This is a genomic window from Methylobacterium sp. FF17, from assembly GCF_025813715.1.
GTDB classification, from domain to species: Bacteria; Pseudomonadota; Alphaproteobacteria; order Rhizobiales; family Beijerinckiaceae; genus Methylobacterium; species Methylobacterium flocculans.
The window spans coordinates 2,156,574-2,172,728 of record NZ_CP107532.1 but is presented as its reverse complement, the minus strand read 5'-3'; the positions used below and the strand labels follow the sequence as shown (position 1 = coordinate 2,172,728).

12 protein-coding genes are annotated in these 16,155 nt (G+C 66.5%); 7 read left to right on the top strand and 5 right to left on the bottom strand.

The window, feature by feature from the left end; genetic code table 11:
- Positions 1-81 precede the first annotated feature (81 nt).
- The gene (locus OF380_RS09980; RefSeq protein ID WP_264050605.1) at positions 82-1,602 is read left to right on the top strand and encodes an exopolysaccharide biosynthesis polyprenyl glycosylphosphotransferase; all 1,521 of its coding nucleotides are present in this window, start codon (positions 82-84) and stop codon (positions 1,600-1,602) included.
- A gap of 314 nt (positions 1,603-1,916) precedes the next feature.
- Here the strand turns inward: OF380_RS09980 and OF380_RS09975 are convergent, their stop codons facing one another.
- The 4 genes from OF380_RS09975 to OF380_RS09960 form a co-directional block, all read right to left on the bottom strand.
- On the bottom strand, positions 1,917-2,648 hold the full coding sequence (locus OF380_RS09975) for a response regulator transcription factor (protein WP_264050604.1): 732 nt from the start codon (positions 2,646-2,648) through the stop codon (positions 1,917-1,919).
- Positions 2,649-3,194: 546 nt separating this feature from the next.
- Positions 3,195-3,794 (bottom strand): LuxR C-terminal-related transcriptional regulator, encoded by a 600-nt coding sequence (locus OF380_RS09970; RefSeq protein ID WP_264051276.1) that lies wholly within the window; start codon positions 3,792-3,794, stop codon positions 3,195-3,197.
- A gap of 372 nt (positions 3,795-4,166) precedes the next feature.
- A complete protein-coding gene (locus tag OF380_RS09965; protein ID WP_264050603.1) occupies positions 4,167-5,483 on the bottom strand; it encodes a lipopolysaccharide biosynthesis protein in 1,317 nt (438 codons plus the stop codon).
- 143 nt (positions 5,484-5,626) lie between these two features.
- On the bottom strand, positions 5,627-6,868 hold the full coding sequence (locus OF380_RS09960) for an FAD-dependent oxidoreductase (protein WP_264050602.1): 1,242 nt from the start codon (positions 6,866-6,868) through the stop codon (positions 5,627-5,629).
- Between the two features lie 336 nt (positions 6,869-7,204).
- On the opposite strand from OF380_RS09960, the gene OF380_RS09955 reads away from it, so the two are divergent.
- The 5 genes from OF380_RS09955 to OF380_RS09935 all read left to right on the top strand — a co-directional run bounded on the left by OF380_RS09955 (position 7,205) and on the right by OF380_RS09935 (position 12,250).
- A complete protein-coding gene (locus OF380_RS09955) occupies positions 7,205-8,380 on the top strand; it encodes a GNAT family N-acetyltransferase (protein WP_264050601.1) in 1,176 nt (391 codons plus the stop codon).
- Positions 8,381-8,571: 191 nt separating this feature from the next.
- Complete coding sequence (locus OF380_RS09950) at positions 8,572-9,561, top strand: NAD-dependent epimerase/dehydratase family protein (RefSeq protein ID WP_264051275.1); 990 nt, start codon at positions 8,572-8,574, stop codon at positions 9,559-9,561.
- A gap of 72 nt (positions 9,562-9,633) precedes the next feature.
- Positions 9,634-10,446, top strand: a complete 813-nt coding sequence (locus OF380_RS09945; protein ID WP_264050600.1) for a glycosyltransferase family 2 protein — start codon at positions 9,634-9,636, stop codon at positions 10,444-10,446.
- 243 nt (positions 10,447-10,689) lie between these two features.
- Complete coding sequence (locus OF380_RS09940; RefSeq protein ID WP_264050599.1) at positions 10,690-11,991, top strand: UDP-glucose dehydrogenase family protein; 1,302 nt, start codon at positions 10,690-10,692, stop codon at positions 11,989-11,991.
- A gap of 124 nt (positions 11,992-12,115) precedes the next feature.
- Positions 12,116-12,250, top strand: a complete 135-nt coding sequence (locus tag OF380_RS09935; protein ID WP_264050598.1) for a hypothetical protein — start codon at positions 12,116-12,118, stop codon at positions 12,248-12,250.
- A 261-nt stretch (positions 12,251-12,511) separates the two neighbouring features.
- On the opposite strand, the gene OF380_RS09930 is transcribed toward OF380_RS09935, so the two are convergent.
- Positions 12,512-13,978: a GumC domain-containing protein gene (locus OF380_RS09930; RefSeq protein WP_264050597.1), complete on the bottom strand. Its 1,467-nt coding sequence runs from the start codon at positions 13,976-13,978 to the stop codon at positions 12,512-12,514.
- 422 nt (positions 13,979-14,400) lie between these two features.
- On the opposite strand from OF380_RS09930, the gene OF380_RS09925 reads away from it, so the two are divergent.
- Positions 14,401-15,711 (top strand): hypothetical protein, encoded by a 1,311-nt coding sequence (locus OF380_RS09925; protein WP_264050596.1) that lies wholly within the window; start codon positions 14,401-14,403, stop codon positions 15,709-15,711.
- Positions 15,712-16,155 lie beyond the last annotated feature (444 nt).

Sequence of the window (16,155 nt, the reverse complement as noted above, 5' to 3'; positions counted from 1 at the left end):
TACTGATAAATTCTGGTCTTCTCGCCCGTTTTGCTGAAGCCTCAGAGCATATCGACAATCCCTGATCTGAGGAGAGCCTGAATGGCCGGTTTGCGTGCGCGCGTCTTGAGCGCCGACGGGCTGATCCCGCAGGACGCCGAACCGGGCGCACAGGCCTGGCCGGGCGCGCTCGCGGGGTCCCGCGGATGGCTCACCGCCGCCGTGGGCGGCGGGCGCCCCCGCCGACTCGCCGTCGCCATCGCCCTGTCCGCAACGGACGCGCTCGCGGCACTCACGGCGGCGGCGGGCGTACAAGTCGTCTTCGGGGCCGCCCCGTTCGAAGGCGTGGCGGGCCCATTCCATCACCTCGTCACGCCGGCCTTGGCCTGCACGATCTACGGGGTGTTCGGACTTTACGGCGGCTACGGCCCGAGCCCGGCCGAGCGCCTGCGCCTGCGTTCCTGGGGCAGCCTCGCCTTCGCCGTCGCCTGCGCCCTCGTGCTGGCGGGATCCGGCGTCCTGGCATCCCGGATCGCCGGCATCGCGGCCACCGCCCTCCTCCTCGTCCCGTTCGGATTCTACGGTGAGGTCGCGATCCGGCGCTTCCTGATCCGGCGCCGGATGTGGGGGGCCCCGACGGCGATCATCGGCCTCGAGGGCGAAGGCCCGGCGCTGGCGAGCTCCCTGCTGGCACAACCTGAGCTCGGATTGCGTCCGGTGGGTTTCATTGGCCGGCCGGGCGAAGGCGCGGGGTCGCCGGACACCGGCCGCCTGCCCATCCTCGGCACCCTGGAGACCGCCGGCCTGCTCAAGGGCCGGATCGAGGTGGCGATCTTCTGTTCGAGCGCCGAGTTCGCGGCGAACGATCTCGCCAATCCTGGCGCGCTGCCCTTCTCCCGCGTGGTCGTGGCCCACGATGCGCAGGCCCTGCAATGTCTCTGGCTCCAGACCCGCCCCCTCGGCGGCGTCCTCGGCCTCGAGATCCGACGCGATCTCTATCGCAGCCGAAACCTGCGCCTGAAGCGCGCGATCGACATCCTCCTGGCCTGGCCGGCGACCCTGCTCGCGGCCCCCCTGATCGGGCTCCTCGCCCTGGCGATCAAGTGGGTGGATCCCGGACCGGCCTTCTACGTGCAGTCCCGGGTCGGGCGAAACGGCAAGCCGATTCGCGTCCTGAAGCTCCGGAGCATGTATATCGACGCCGAACCCCGTCTCATGGCCCACCTGGCCGCCGATCCGCAGGCGCGCGAGGAATGGGGGCTCTTCTTCAAGCTCACGCACGATCCGCGCATCCTGCCCGGCATCGGCAACTTCATCCGCCGCAGCAGCCTCGACGAACTGCCCCAGCTCTGGAACGTGGCACGGGGCGACATGAGCCTGATCGGGCCGCGCCCGTTCCCGTCCTATCACCTCGACAGCTTCGACCCCGACTTCCAGAAGCTCAGGGCGAGTGTCTGGCCGGGCCTGAGCGGCCTATGGCAGGTCTCGTCGCGCAGCGACGGCGATCTGGAGACCCAGAAGAGCCAGGACAGCTTCTACATCCGGAACTGGTCGATCTGGCTCGACCTGTACATCCTCCTCGCCACCGTCCCGGCCGTCCTCGGAGGCTCCGGCGCCCGCTGATGCCCTTCGGACATCGCGCTGCGCGATATCCAGGCGCGGACCCGGCCCAGGGTCCGCGCCTTCTGCGTCGAGCGACAGCCGCGCATCGGGCGAGCGGTCCGACTATTGGCGGTTCCCTGAAGCGCAGCATGTGCGGAGCGGAGAGCACCGTCGGCCTGTGGGAAGCGGCCGAGCCGGTGCAGGCTCACACGAGGCGGGAGAGCGTTCCCCAGTGGGATCCGGCACTCCCCCGTGAAGCGATCGAGGGTAGCGTCGAGGTTGCACCTCGACGCTACCCTCGGGCCATCACCGGATTTTCCCTTCAGCCACCCGCGTCAGGGGCGGAGTTCCGCCTTCGCCAGCAACTCGCCGCCGGGACGCATCGTGCCGGGCTTCGCCGCCCCCGCGAAGGAGGAGGTCTGCGACAGCGCCCAGATCGCGGCCTGGGTCCGGTTGCGCACGTTGATCTTCCGGAGGATCCCTTTCACGTGGATCTTGACGGTCGATTCGGCGATCTGGAAGCGACGGGCGATGAGCTTGTTCGAGGCCCCGTCGGTCAGGCAGCGCAGGATGTCCACCTCCCGCTCGGACAGGGAGCGACATGACCCGGCGATCGGGCCGCTCGTCGGCTCCGGTTCCGGCGCCACCGGCTCGGCCTCCTCGCGTGGATGGGCCAGCAGGTAGGGCATCAGGTCGAGGGACATGACGGCCCCGTCGCCCAGCACGACATCGAGCGCCTTCAGCAGTGGCTCGCAGGCGATCTTCTGGCAGAGGAAGGCGTGCGCGGGGACCTGGAGCGCTGCCGCGATCCGTCCCGAGTCACTCGTGTCCACCAGGAGGACGAAGCGCAACCGGGGATTCCGCTCCTGCAGCGTCGCGACGGTCCGGGGGAGGTTGGGCTCTCCCGAGGGGTCCATGACGATGACGATCTGCGCCTCGCCGGCACGCGCCGGATCGACGGCCTCGAGGGTGGAGGATCCGGCCACGATGGCGAAGTCGTGGGATTTGAGGACCTGCTGAAGACCTTCCCCGTACAGTCCCGGGGGACCGACGAGGATCACCGGCACGGTTTCCCCGGCAGCCTTTCGAGCCGGTGATTTCAGAAGGGCACCTCTGGAGGCCCCATAGCGTCTGCGAGCATTCGCTGCAGCTTTAGCAGATTCGAGGCCGGCCAATGTACACTCCTCACCGCTGGGGCATCCACGAGACTGGAACGGATTACGCACACCGAGGACCGATCTTGAGAAGGCATAATACATAATCATCAACGATCAACAACGAGATTCTCAATATATCAATTGTTTCTTTAACATTGGAGAGTCTCAATGTCGTGAACGTCGCGGATTGCTGACACATCTGTGCCAGTTCTGCATATCCTCCAATCGAATGATCCGTACTCTTACGCGCTGATCGGCAGGGGATAGATGGCGCTCCCGCCCGCATTGTGCGGCCGCGTTGCGCTCGGCCGCCGGGCTGCGCGAAAACGGCTGCCCCACGAGGGTGCGACGCACAAGGCGACCACCGGACGCGCTCCTCGCGCTCGGATCACAGGCCTCGATCGGGACACGTACGGAACATCCGATCCGGCCGACCGTGGCGCGGCACCACCCCGATCACAGGGAGGATTTATCGTCCGAAAGACAATGAACGGCCCAGATTGCGGCCTGGGTCCGGTTCTGAACCTGGATCTTGCGCAGAACACCCTTGACGTGAACCTTGACCGTTGCCTCCGTGATCGCGAGCTTGAGCGCGATCAACTTATTGCTGTCTCCGTTGACGAGGAGCCGGAGGACGTCGCGTTCCCGCGCCGAGAGGGCGCAATGGGAGAGGTCGCCAGCTTCCGGAGGCGCCTCGGCCACCGTTTCGGAAGCGCCGTCGCAGCGGACAGCGCCCCAATCATCCCGGCGACCGAACTTCAGCAGATCATGCGGAAAGATACTTTCTCCGGACATGATCAGATCGAGGGATTTGACGAGGATCTTCGCATCGATGCTCCGCAACAGCAGTCCGTCGACGCCGGAACCGAGGAGTGCCGTCATGTCGGCGGAGTCGTAGCTCTTGCGGATGCAGGCGATGCGCGCGGTTGGGAAGCGCGCCTTCACGCTGCCAGCGGTCCTCATGGTGTCCTTCAGGCTGTCGGGCGCCCCGAGGATGAAGAGCAGCGGCGCGTTCGGGGAGACCGATGGCAGGTCCTCCAGCAGACCGCTCTCCATCCGCGCCACGACCCGGAATTGCGTCTGCGCGAGAAGGTACTCGAGCCCGACCCGGAACAGGCTACTCGGCTCGATCAGCACCGTGTCGACGGTGTGCCGAACCTGTTTCTTGTTTCGGGGAACTACCCCGACAACTGAACGTCCAGCCCTCTGAGCCGAAGATTTCATCTGCAGAACCTCAGGATAGCCATCGATTATTTAAGGCTCCATTTTTATGTACTGATAGCAAGTGAAATTTTGGATTTCCAACACCTTGGTTCGGTGCGGATTTGGAAATTTCGAGGTAGCCCGCCCCCTTCCCGCCGCTCATCCAAGGCACCGAAATCGCGGCGCAACCGGGCGCGCCGCCGTCCCGAATGCGGGGGATGCGGCCTATCGCGGACGGGGCGCCACGGGCTGGAGCGAGGCGAGATCGGCGGACCCGCGGGTTTCGCGGGTGAGCAGGGCGACCGCGCCGGCGGCACTGGCGAGGCGGACGATGCCGGCGGCGGCGAGCACAAGGGCGCAGCCCATCAGGCCGAGCATCCGGATGGCCGGGACCGCCAGGACCATCACGACCGCCGCGCCCGTGAGATTGACGGCGAGCGCGGTCCGCGCCGCGTTCACGCCGTGCAGGAAGGAGGACAGCATGTCCGCCCCGTAGGACACCATCGCGGACAACGCGAGGACCTGCACGACCGCGGTGAGACCGAGATACTCGGAATGGGCGCCATAGAGGACGCGCAGGATCGGCCCGGGCATCACCAGGGCCAGCCCATAGAAGCCGCACACCAGGGGCAGACCGAGGAGGAGGTAGGGCCGCACCGCCCGCCAGCTGCGCGCATGGTGCCGTGCCGGTTCGGACCGGACGCGCCCCGCCTCGGCTTCGGCCGGCGGCGTCAGGGCGCGTGCGGCCACCTGAGGGATGACGTTGCTGAGCCCGAGCAGGATCGGGTTCGCGACGTTGAGCACGTTCATCGCGGCCTGGAACATCGCGGCCGCGGCCGGCCCGGAGGTCGCCGCCAGCGCCCAGGGGAAGACCTGGAGCCGCAGGAGGGTCACCGCGCTGTAGGCCAGGATCCAGCGGCCGATCACCCAGAAATCGGCGGCCACGCGCCGAAGTTCGGCCCCCGTCACACGCCCGAAGCGGAGGCAGCCGACCTGAAGCGCCATGCCGAGCACCGACGTGCCGGCCATCGCGGCGAGCGCGGTCTCGATGCCGAGATGCCCCAGGGGCATCAGGCCGAGCACCAGCGCGCATTGCCCGAGGTAGCTGACGGCGTCCCCGGGCAGCGCCGCGCTGTGGCGCAGTTGCGCGAAGAGACAGCGGCGCAGCGCCTCCTGACCCTGCCCGGCGAGGAAGGCCGCCACCGCATAGGGGGCGAGGTCGCCCCGCCCCAGATGGACGAGCCCCGCGCCGACCAGGATCGCCAACGGCAGCGAGGTGCCGAAGGTGAGAAGACAGGTCGCGCTGACGAGGCGCGCGGGCATTCGCCCCTCGGCGGCGGAAAGACCGAAGATCAGCGGGTGGAAGATCAGTGACGCGTTGAGGAGTTGGAAGGTCAGGAACACGCTGATCAGCAGGGCGAAGACGCCGTACTCCGCCTGGGGAAGGTTGCGCGCCAGGATGAGGTTGATGACGAAGGTCCCGATGCTGACGACCGCCTGATCGACGAGCGGCCAGGAGACATTCAAGGCGCGGCGGAACATGAGCGTGCGACCGGGTTCGTGGGAGGGATCGGGCGGACGGGGACGGACCTCATTCCCGTTGCGGTGGATCGCGGCCCATCACCAGGGAAGCCCACCGGAACCAAGCCTTCGGCGGGGCCGATGCGGCCGGGTTCCGGATACGGCTAGGTGCGGCTTTCCCGGTACGCGCCCAGGTCCGGGTCCGGCCGCCCCCGCAGCGGAACCGCGGAGGGGAGGCCCGTGCCACCGACCTGGATCGGCCTCGCCGAGGACCTGCGCAGGGCGGAGCGCAGGGACCATTTCACGAGCCGGGAATAGAAGCGCAGCCCGCGCTGCAGGCGCCAATTCAGGGTCCGGCCCGTGGCGAGGGCGCGCAACTGGTGCGCCTTGCCAGCCGAGAGCGCGTCGGACGCGACCTTGATCGGATCCTCGTAATAGGCACCGAGCTTCTCCACCCCCATGCCCGGCGTCGCCAGCCAGCGCGGGATGTGGACGTTGCACAGACGCTCCACGTCGGTGAGCACCTTGAGCGATCCGGTGCCAGTGGCGGGGCACGGTGTGGCGAAGGCGTCTCCCACCAGCACGAAGCCCGGCTGCTGGAAGTCGCGCACGGCGTGAAGATCCGTCGGGCGCACCTTCACCGGCCCCGTCACGGAGTAGTCGCCGATCACGCGCGCCAGCTTGGGCAGCAGCGCGCGCAGCGCCGTATCCGGGTCCGTGCGGAAGGCCGCGATCGCCGGGCTCTTCAGGCCCGCATAGACGAACAGGTTGGCGCGCATCACGGAACCGATGCGAAACAGCGTGAGGTAGCCGACGCCGCAATCCGGCGATTCCGGATTGTACTGCAGACTCGGGAACGTGAAGTCGCGCCCGTCCGCGCGGACGAGATCGAAGCCGAGGGTCAGGGAGTGGCAGGCGCTGACGAGATCGCGGCTCAGGCCGAGATCGCGGCGCAGGTTCCAGTTCAGCCCGCTCGCCAGGACGACGAGACGGGCATCGATCGCGCGTCCGTCCGACAGTTCCACCCGCTGCCGCTGCGGGCTCGTGCGGATCGCAACCGCGCAGGCATGACAGGCCGGTACATGCCCCGGGATCTCGGCGCGGATCGTGTTGACTAGGCGCTCATAGGCCATGCCGTACTGATCGAAGGGCTGCTTGTCGACGATCCGGCCGTAGCGGGCGATCCACAGGCTGTCGGTCCACGTTCCGGCGCGAATCACCGGGCCGGCGAGTCCGGTCCGGCGCAGGACGGCGATATGCCCCTGCTCCAGCTTCTCGCAGCGAAAATCCGGCGGATACACGGTGTGCGGATCGACGAGCACCACGTTCCGCCGGGCTCGGCCGAGCATTGCGGCGGCGAGCGAGCCGGCCAGCCCTCCCCCGACGACGACGATGTCCGTCTGCATTCCTGCCCCTCCCAGGGTGCGGTGCCCAAGCCGGATGTCGCTCGCGGATTCTCACCCGCGCCGTCCCGCCGGGCATGAGCACGGGGCGACGACCGGGCGTTCCGTGAGGCACCCTGGAGACCGGATTCCAGTCTGCAGGAAAAGTCCGCCCTGCCGCAGGGCGCATTCGGCGTATCCCCACTGGGTAGAGGCACTATCCGGATTCGGCATGGCGTTCGAAAGGGCTGGGTATCATACCTACTCAAATACAGATTGACTATCCTAGATCTTATCAGGGGTAGTCGCGGTTAACCTCAGCATCCACTCAAAGCAAAATCAAGATGGAACCGTTCCGCCATGAGCCACGTCTTCGCGCCATTGGAGTTCGAGCACGCGCTTCCCGTGGCGGATGGGGCGACGTCCATCGTGGATCTCTGCCGAGCCGTGGTCTACCGCGAGCTCACTGACCTTCGCGAAGATTGGCTCGGTCTCGAAGCCCGGGCCTCGGCAACCCTCTTCCAGAGTCACGCCTGGTGCAGCGCCTGGGCGCAGGCCGGCCGCGACGCGAATTGTCCGGAGGACCCGCGGATCGTCACCGTCTGGAGCGCGGGTCGGCTCGTCCTGCTCTGGCCGCTCGCCGTGCGGAGGCTCGGTCCCTTCCGGGTCCTGCAGGGTTTCGCCCATCCGGCCACACAATATTGCGACGCCCTCATCGAGGAAGGCCCCCACCAGGGGCGATGGCTCGAACTGGCCTGGGACAGCATCCGGAGCATGCGTGGGATCGATGCCGTCCGGATCACCGGCATCCGCGCCGACTCCGCCGTGGCGCCGCTCCTCGGAACGCGCCGCCACGCGCACGTGACGCGCACCGACGCCGCGCCCTTCACGGATTTCCGCGCCTCGGCCGGCGGCGTGCGCCGCCGCAGCGGCCGAACCCGCAACGCGCTCCTGCGCCACCTGCGCCACCTGTCGGACCATGGCGAGGTCGCCTTCGAGGTCATCGCGGACGGTCCGGAGCGCGTCGCGGCGATGCGCGAGATGCTCGACCTCAAGCATGCCTGGCTGGTGCGCACGGCGCAGGTCAGCGCCGGCTACATGCATCCGGCCAACGCCGCCTTCCTCAAGGCGCTGGCGTCGCAGGACGACTTCTTCATGGCACGCCTCAAGGTCGGGACGAGAACGGCCGCGGTCGAGGGCGGTGTCCTGAGGGAGGGCCGCTACTGGTCGCTGGTGCAGAGCTACGACGGCCGCTTCGCGCCCCACGGACCCGGCCGGCTGGTGTTCTGGCACATCCTGGAGCGGGCCGCGGCGCTGCGGATCGAGGTGTTCGATTTCCTGGCCCCCGCCACCCGGCACAAGACCGAGTGGGCCAACGGCGCCATGCCGGTTCACGATGTCGTGGTGCCCCTGCGGCTGCCCGGCTGGCTCGTCCTCGCCTATGTCCGACGGGTCAGACCCCTCCTGAAGCGCTGCGCGGCGCCGCTGTCCCGCTGCATCCGGCGCCCCGATCCGGTCACGCCCGCCAGCGATTGAGCCCCGCCGACCGGGTGTCGTGCCGCGCCCGTTCGCGCGACGGGCCGGACGCGTGGCCGATGGAATTCCTGCTCGAACGAAGACTATCGAGCATGAATATCTCCATAAGGACTAGTCCCACAGAACACCTATCAAATCATGAGCGGGTCATGCCAATCGTTGATGGAAGGTCAGCGAAGAAGGGCACGCATATGAAAAACGTTCTTGTCACGGGCGCAGGCGGCTTCATCGGCCACCATCTCGTCAAGTATCTTGTCGCGAAGGGGTATAAGGTTCGCGGCGCCGATATTAAGATGCCCGAATACGAAGCGACGGCCGCCCACGAATTCCTGCAGGTCGACCTGCGCCTGCACGATGCGTGTCAGGCCGCCACCGCCGGCATGGATGAGGTCTATCACCTTGCCGCCGACATGGGCGGCATCGGCTTCATCAGCGGATCGCACGCGGAGATCACCCTCAACAACACGCTGATCAGCGCGCATATGGCCAAGGCGGCGCACGACGCCAAGGTGGGCAAGTTCCTGTTCTCGTCCTCGGCCTGCGTCTATCCGCAACATCTCCAGACCTCGCCCGACGTGACCCCGCTTCATGAGGACGTAGCCTGGCCGGCCCAGCCGGAGGAAGGCTATGGGCTCGAGAAGATCTACATGGAGAAGCTGTGCCAATACATGCACGAGGATTGGGGCATCTCGACCCGTTCGGTCCGCTTCCACAATGTCTACGGGTGGCTGGGTACCTATGACGGGGGCCGCGAGAAGGTTCCGGCCGCCATCTGCCGCAAGGTCGCCCTCTGCCCCGACGGCGGCGAGATCGAGGTGTGGGGCGACGGCCTCCAGACCCGCTCGTTCATGTATATCGACGACTGCGTCGAGGGCCTCTTCCGTCTGATGCAGTCGGACTACACGGCGCCGCTCAATCTCGGCACCGACGAGATGATCTCCATCAACGATCTCGTGGCGATCACCAGCCGCATCGCCGGCAAGACGATCAGGATGCGCCACGACCTGACGAAGCCGCAGGGCGTGCGCGGCCGCAACAGCGACAACAGCCGCATCCGCGAGGTTCTCGGGTGGGAGCCGTCGATCCGGATCCGCGAGGGTTTGGCGCCGACCTACAAGTGGATCTCCGACGAACTGGCCGCGCACGCTGAGGCGAAGCCCACGGCGGTCGCCGCCGAGTAGCCGATCGCGGGCCGGGGCGCCGCTGCGCGGCCCGGCCCGCGTCAAACTCCCTTCCCTCTCCGGAGATCCGCAATGATCGTGACGATCGTGACGCCGACCCTCAACGGTATGGAATTCCTCGCGCGCTGCATCGACTCGGTGAAGCGCAACCAGACGCCGGGCGTGCAGATCGACCACGTCATCGTCGATGGCGGCAGCACGGACGGGACGGTCGCCTATGCCGAGTCGCAGGGCCTGCGCGTCCTCACCGGCAAGGACAAAGGCATCTTCGACGCGATCAACAAGGGCTCCTTCAACTCGGAGGGACAGTTGCTCGGCTTCCTCGGCGCCGACGACACCATGCTGGAGGGTGCCGTCGCGGCCATCGTCTCGGCTTACCGGAGGAGCGGCCGGCGCTGGGTCGTCGGCGGCATCCGCTGGACCAACGAGAACGACCAGAGCCTCGGCGAACTCGCGGCCCCACCCTCCTGGATGTCGCCGAAGATGCATGCCAGCCTGGGCTGGAACCCGATCATGCACATGTCGACCTACTTCTCGCGGTCCTTCTACGAGGAGCTCGGCGGCTTCAACATCACCTTCAAGGATTCGGGCGACTACGACATGTTCGCCCGCGCCCTGTCGCGCGCGCCCTATGCCCGCATCGACAAGCCGCTGACCTGCTTCCGGCGCACGGGGAAGAACAACAGCGTCGTCAACCGGGCTCGGTCGATGGACGAGAACCGGCTGATCCTCGAGGAGCGCGGACCGAAATCCGCCTCGACCCGCTTCTTCCTGCGCACCGTCCTGAAGAGCTGGCTGAACATCCGCAACCCGCACTGGACGTTCGGAAAGCTGTCCGGGAAGCTCCAGCGGAAGCTCCACCTGCGCGAGAGCGCGTACTTTTGAGATGCTCCCGTTCGGCGGGCGGCGGGGGGCTCCGGTAGCCCTAGCGGTCTCCCGCGCAACGGCACAGGCCGCTGCACGCTGCGCGCGCAGAATATCAAGGCGCCCGCTAGGCTCCTCCGGAGGCCTGAACAGGCCACGCGCGCGCCTCGGGGAAGCAGGTCCGCGGGAGCCCCCTGCGGGGCATCGCCCCTGCCCCGGCGCCGCACCACGCTTTCGCGTCAACCCACCCCGAGAGGACTTCCGATGCGCGTGACGATGGTAGGGGCCGGCTATGTCGGCCTGGTCTCAGGAGCGTGCTTTGCCGATTTCGGGCACACGGTGACGTGCGTCGATGTCGATCCGCAGAAGATCGCCGCCCTGAAGGCCGGCCGCATCCCGATCTTCGAGCCCGGTCTCGACGCACTCGTCGAAGCCAACATTTGCGCCGAGCGCCTCAGCTTCACCACCGACCTCGCCGGCGCCGTGGGCGGGGCGGAGGTCGTCTTCATCGCGGTGGGAACGCCCTCCCGGCACGGCGACGGCTTCGCCGACCTCTCCTACGTCTACAAAGCGGCGCGCTCCATCGCCTCGGCCATGACCGGCTACTGCGTCGTCGTCACGAAATCGACCGTGCCCGTGGGCACCGGCGACGAAGTCGAGCGCATCATCCGGGAGACCCGGCCCGACGCGGAGTTCGCCGTGGTCTCCAATCCGGAATTCCTCCGGGAGGGAGCGGCCATCGACGACTTCAAGCGGCCCGACCGCATCCTGATCGGCACGCAGGACGAGCGGGCCACGGAGGTGATGCGGCTGCTCTACAGCCCGCTCTACCTCAACCGGGCGCCGATCCTGACGACCTCGCGGCGCACCGCGGAACTGACCAAGTACGCCGCCAACGCTTTCCTCGCCACCAAGGTCACCTTCATCAACGAGATCGCGAGCCTCTGCGAGGAAGTCGGCGCGGACGTCCAGGACGTCGCCCTCGGCATGGGTCTCGACAACCGGATCGGCGGGAAGTTCCTGCATGCCGGCCCCGGCTACGGCGGCTCCTGCTTTCCCAAGGACACCCTCGCGCTGGTCAAGACGGCGCAGGAGGCGGGAACGCCGGTGCGGGTCGTCGAGACGGTGCTGGCGGTCAACGATCAACGCAAGCGCGCCATGGCCCGGAAGGTCATCACGGCCTGCGGCGGCTCGGTGCGGGGCAAGACCATCGCCATCCTCGGCCTCACCTTCAAACCCGACACCGACGACATGCGCGACGCGCCCTCGCTCTCCATCATCGCCGGCTTGCAGGATGCGGGTGCCCGCATCTGCGCCTACGACCCCGAGGGAATGGGGCACGCGCGCCAGCTGATGCCGGACATCGAGTACGCGGCCGATCCCTATGCCTGCGCGATCGATGCGGATGCCGTCGTGATCGTCACCGAATGGAACGCCTTCCGGGCCCTCGACCTGGAGCGTCTCGGGGCGTCCATGGCGATGCGGGTCATGGTGGACCTGCGCAACGTCTACGGGGCCGAGGCCGTCGCAGCCCACGCCTTCCACTACGTCGCCGTCGGCCGCTAGGACCGGGATCGTTCCGCCTGGGGCGGGCTCGCGCGACGCGCGGGCCCGTTCTGCGTTTTTTTAGGCTGCGGACGCGAAGCCGCGGGGAGCCGGCTTCGGCCGCGGGTCCGGAACTCTCCGCTCGGTGGCTTCCTTCACGCAGGCAGACACCGACGAACGGACGGGCTCTCCCATGCCGCAAATGTTCGACTGGATCTTCTTCGCCATCGTCCTTCCCGTCCCCGCCTTCCTGGTCTGGGACTGGTACAGGGATCGCTGAACGCGGGGTCCAGGCCGTACGGGGCCAAATCCCCTCACCGGCCGTGACCCGCTCTCGAAGGACCTGAACGTCGGGGGTTCGCGTGGATCTCGCGCCCCCGGCGGATCGATCCGCTCGGCCCAACGGTGCCTGAGTCTTTTGCCGGACCTGGATCAGCCCGATTCATCGAAGTCTGCCCGCGCGACGGCGGCCCTCCGACAAACGTCACGGGCCCCGACCCTGGGGTCGGAGCCCGTCAGACTCGGCATGAGGGCCTTCCGGTCAGGCCGCGATCCTCGGGAGCCTCGGCTCGTCGCGGTCGTGCCGGGGCAGGTGCCGCAAATCGCGCAGGCCCCGGAGGGCGGATGCGGACACGGCGGCCAGGAAACTCACGATCAGGGCCATGGCGGTCACGAGGGTGTAGTTCGGGAAGACCGGCGACGAGGGCGGCGTCGCCTTCTGCACGACCTTCACCGCGAGGAAGTTCGCGGCCCGCGACTCGGCGTTGATCTTCTCTTCCGTCATGCGCTTCTCGTACATCAGCGCATTCTCCTCCGCGATGCTGACGGAGCGCTTCAGGGTCAGATACTGGTACTCGTTCGAGGCCAGTCGCTGCAGGTCGCGGGTGATCGTGTCGAGTTCGGCGGTCTGGACTTCCCGGATCCGGTCCATCCCGGCCAGATCGGCATCGACCTTGAACAGGGTCGCCATGGAATCCTGGTAGACCTTCACCAGCAGCAACGGCGACTCGCCGTTCAGGAGATCGGAGGGCGTGCGGGGCTCGGGCGCGCCTCGATCGAGCTTGTCGTCGCTCATGCTGTTCACGACGGAGGACACGTAGGGCGAGCGTGCCACCGGCGCGAGCTTGCGCAGCTGGGCGACGATCGCAACCTTCTGCGCGGCTTTCTCCGCGATGGTGGAGCGGGTCGCGGTCAGGGCCAGCAGCACGTCGTTGCGCCGGCGCAGCAGCAACTGGCGCTGCTCCTCCACGGAGTACACGGCGCTGGTGACCATGAAGTCCTTGAGCTCGCTGGAGACGCGCTTGAACTCCGTCGAGAAGCGCGCGCTCTGAGCGCGGAAGAAGTCCGAGGCGCCGGGCCGGCTGAAGATGGCCGCCTGGCGCTCGATGAAGGCGCGGCTCAAGGCGTTGGCGAAGGCGGCGGCGACGGCGGGGTCCTTGTGGCGGAAGGAGATGCGGATGATGTCGGAGTTCGGCTCCGCCTTCACCTTCACCGCACGGCTGACCAGCGTGTAGGCCGCATCCGCCTGGGCCATGGCATCATCCCGCAGCTTGGCATCATCCAACGACTTGGGATCGGCGCCGGAATCGGGTTTCGTCGGCGTGCGGATACTGAGGGTGCTCAGATCCGATGACTTGAGCGTGTCGCGGAAGTTGATGAGGACGCCGCGCGCTTTCTCGAAGATCGAGCGCGTGTCGAGTTCCGCCGGTCCGACGAGGTTGCGCAGGCCCACCATGGCGATGGCCGCCCGCAGGACCTCCTCGCTCTCGGCGATCCCTGCGAGCGAAATCCCGGAATCCGAGGAGCGCTTGGTGGCGTTGGTGGAGGGTTCCAGGTCCGGCTGCCCGCCGATGAGCACCGTCGAGACCTCATAGCTCGGCGACATCACCAGCATCCCCAGCGTGATCACGCTGAAGCACGTCGCGAAGACGAACAGGAAGCGCACCTTGTGGCGCATCACGCATCGCATCAGGAGCGATGCATCGAGGTTCACGTCGGCGCGGTCCATGTGTGTTCTCCGAGGAGCGAAGAGGCGGGCGGCCGACACGACAGCCGGACGGCCCGCACGCGCAAAGAGGGTGGTCACGGTCCCGAGATCGCGCGGATACGACGTTGCCCCGCCCGAAACCGTCATTTCATTCCCGTCGATCTTAAGTGAAGCAGCCTCCTAGTCACCCGGTAAGTCTGATCGATTGCGTTTTATACGGGCTACCACTGGCATCTCTGCTGGGACGGATCAGTATCGAACGGACTAATCCTTCGTTGACCGCCGCTTCACGGTCATTGCGGATAGTTTCGCGCCGACCGGGAGCGATGCGACCGAACCACGCCGTGAGAGCCCCCCCTCCGCCCCCTCGGAGGAGGCTTTCAGGGCGCGACGGCGGCGGCCTGCGCGCCCCGTGCGATCGTTCCGGCTGAACGGAGATGGCCATGCAGATGTCCCCGACGGCGAATCTCACCCTGCTGAGACAGGGTGCGGTAACGGCGCGGAGCGATATCGCCGGGACATTCTTCTTTCGCGCCTGCTGCGCGATCAGCGTCCTGGTCTACCTGGATTGCGCGAATGTCCTCAGCGTCTCGTCCCTCGGGTACGAGAGCATGGTGAAGTACGCCTACTTCGTCTTCATCGTGACGCTGTACCTGACGATCTGCCTGACGACCCGGCGCATCAACATGGGCCTCGACGGACCGGCGATCTTCCTGGTCTTCACGGCTTTATCGGTGACGGCTTTGGGCTTCCAGATGGTGAGCCCCGTCCAGAACAACAGTTATGCGGGAGCCTTCCTGGCGACGCTGCTGGTCTCGGCGGCAGCGATCTTCGATGTCGAGCGCTACCATATCGAGCCCGTGCGGACCGCGCGCATCATTCAGAAGCTGCTTCTGCTCCTGTCCGGTCTGTACATCGTCGAACTGACGGTCCGGAGTGTTTCGGGTCTCGCCTACTTCGAAGACGTGCTCAACCAGACCAACCACATCAAGTCGTTCATCTTCGTAGCCAGCGCCTGCCTGGCCATCCTTCGGCGGGATCGCACGAGTCTGGCTCTCACGGCGGCCCTGTTCGTGGTCTCGCAGATCCTGCGCCCATCCTCCAGCCTGATTGCCGCGTTGTTCCTGTGCGCGCCCATCGCGGTGGCGATGTCGCGCGGGTGGATGCGGACGGCCCGGGCGCTGACCTACGCGGTCATCCTCTGCGCCGCCGTCGCTCCCATCGCACTGTACCTGTCGCCGGACCTGAAGACGTTCATCACCGATGCGGAAACCTGGACGAAGGAGGATCTCCTCCAGGGCCGATCCAACACCTTCTTCCGGCTGGCGATCCAGGATCTCGCCATCGACCGCCTGCAGGACACGTCGGTCGCCTTCGGAGCCATGTTCTCCTCGGCCAACAGCGTGGCGCTCAGCCGCAAGTTCGCCTGGTGGCTCCAGTATTACCCGACCGGATTGGCCGCCATCCACTCGGACTACGTCTCGATCCTGTTTCAGTCCGGTGTCGTCGGCTATGTCCTCTACAATGCCGCCCTGCTGCTGATCTGCAGATTCCTCTTCGACGGGATCGCCCTCGCGCGTAGACAGAACAAGTCCTATGCGCTGATCGGCCTGTCGATCTGCTGCATGACGATCGTCATGTTCTACTCGTCGAGCAACCCGTTTCTTCAATATTATACGATTGCCCACATCGCCTGGTTCCTCGTCGCCCTCGGCTACATCCAGGTCCGTGCCATGCGGCGCTGGGCTCCCTGACGACCTTACCTGACGGCCCGGACGGCTCGCGACGACGCGAGATGTGAACGCATGGGGAAACGAATCCCGTATCAAGGCCTTGCGAGTTAACTCTAAGTTTTGTTATTGACCTCAGGTTGCGTTTGGCGATCGGGCCGCAAGCTGAGCACAGGCAGATGTCATTCAGTTCGAGACTAGGATCATTCGCTCGCCAGAAGACAAGATCCCGATCTTCTCTTCGATATTTCGACGAAAAATTTTACCTCAGAACGTATCCTGAAGTCGCCGATTATCAATTCGGTCCTCTGGAGCACTATTTGTTTGTCGGTTGGAGGTTGCGGTACGATCCGAGCGAGGATTTCAGCACCGAGGGATACCTGATCGCCAATCCTGACGTATCGGCAATACGGATCAACCCCCTCCTCCACTTCCTCCAGCACGGTTTGGCTGAAGGCCGGAAGGGAT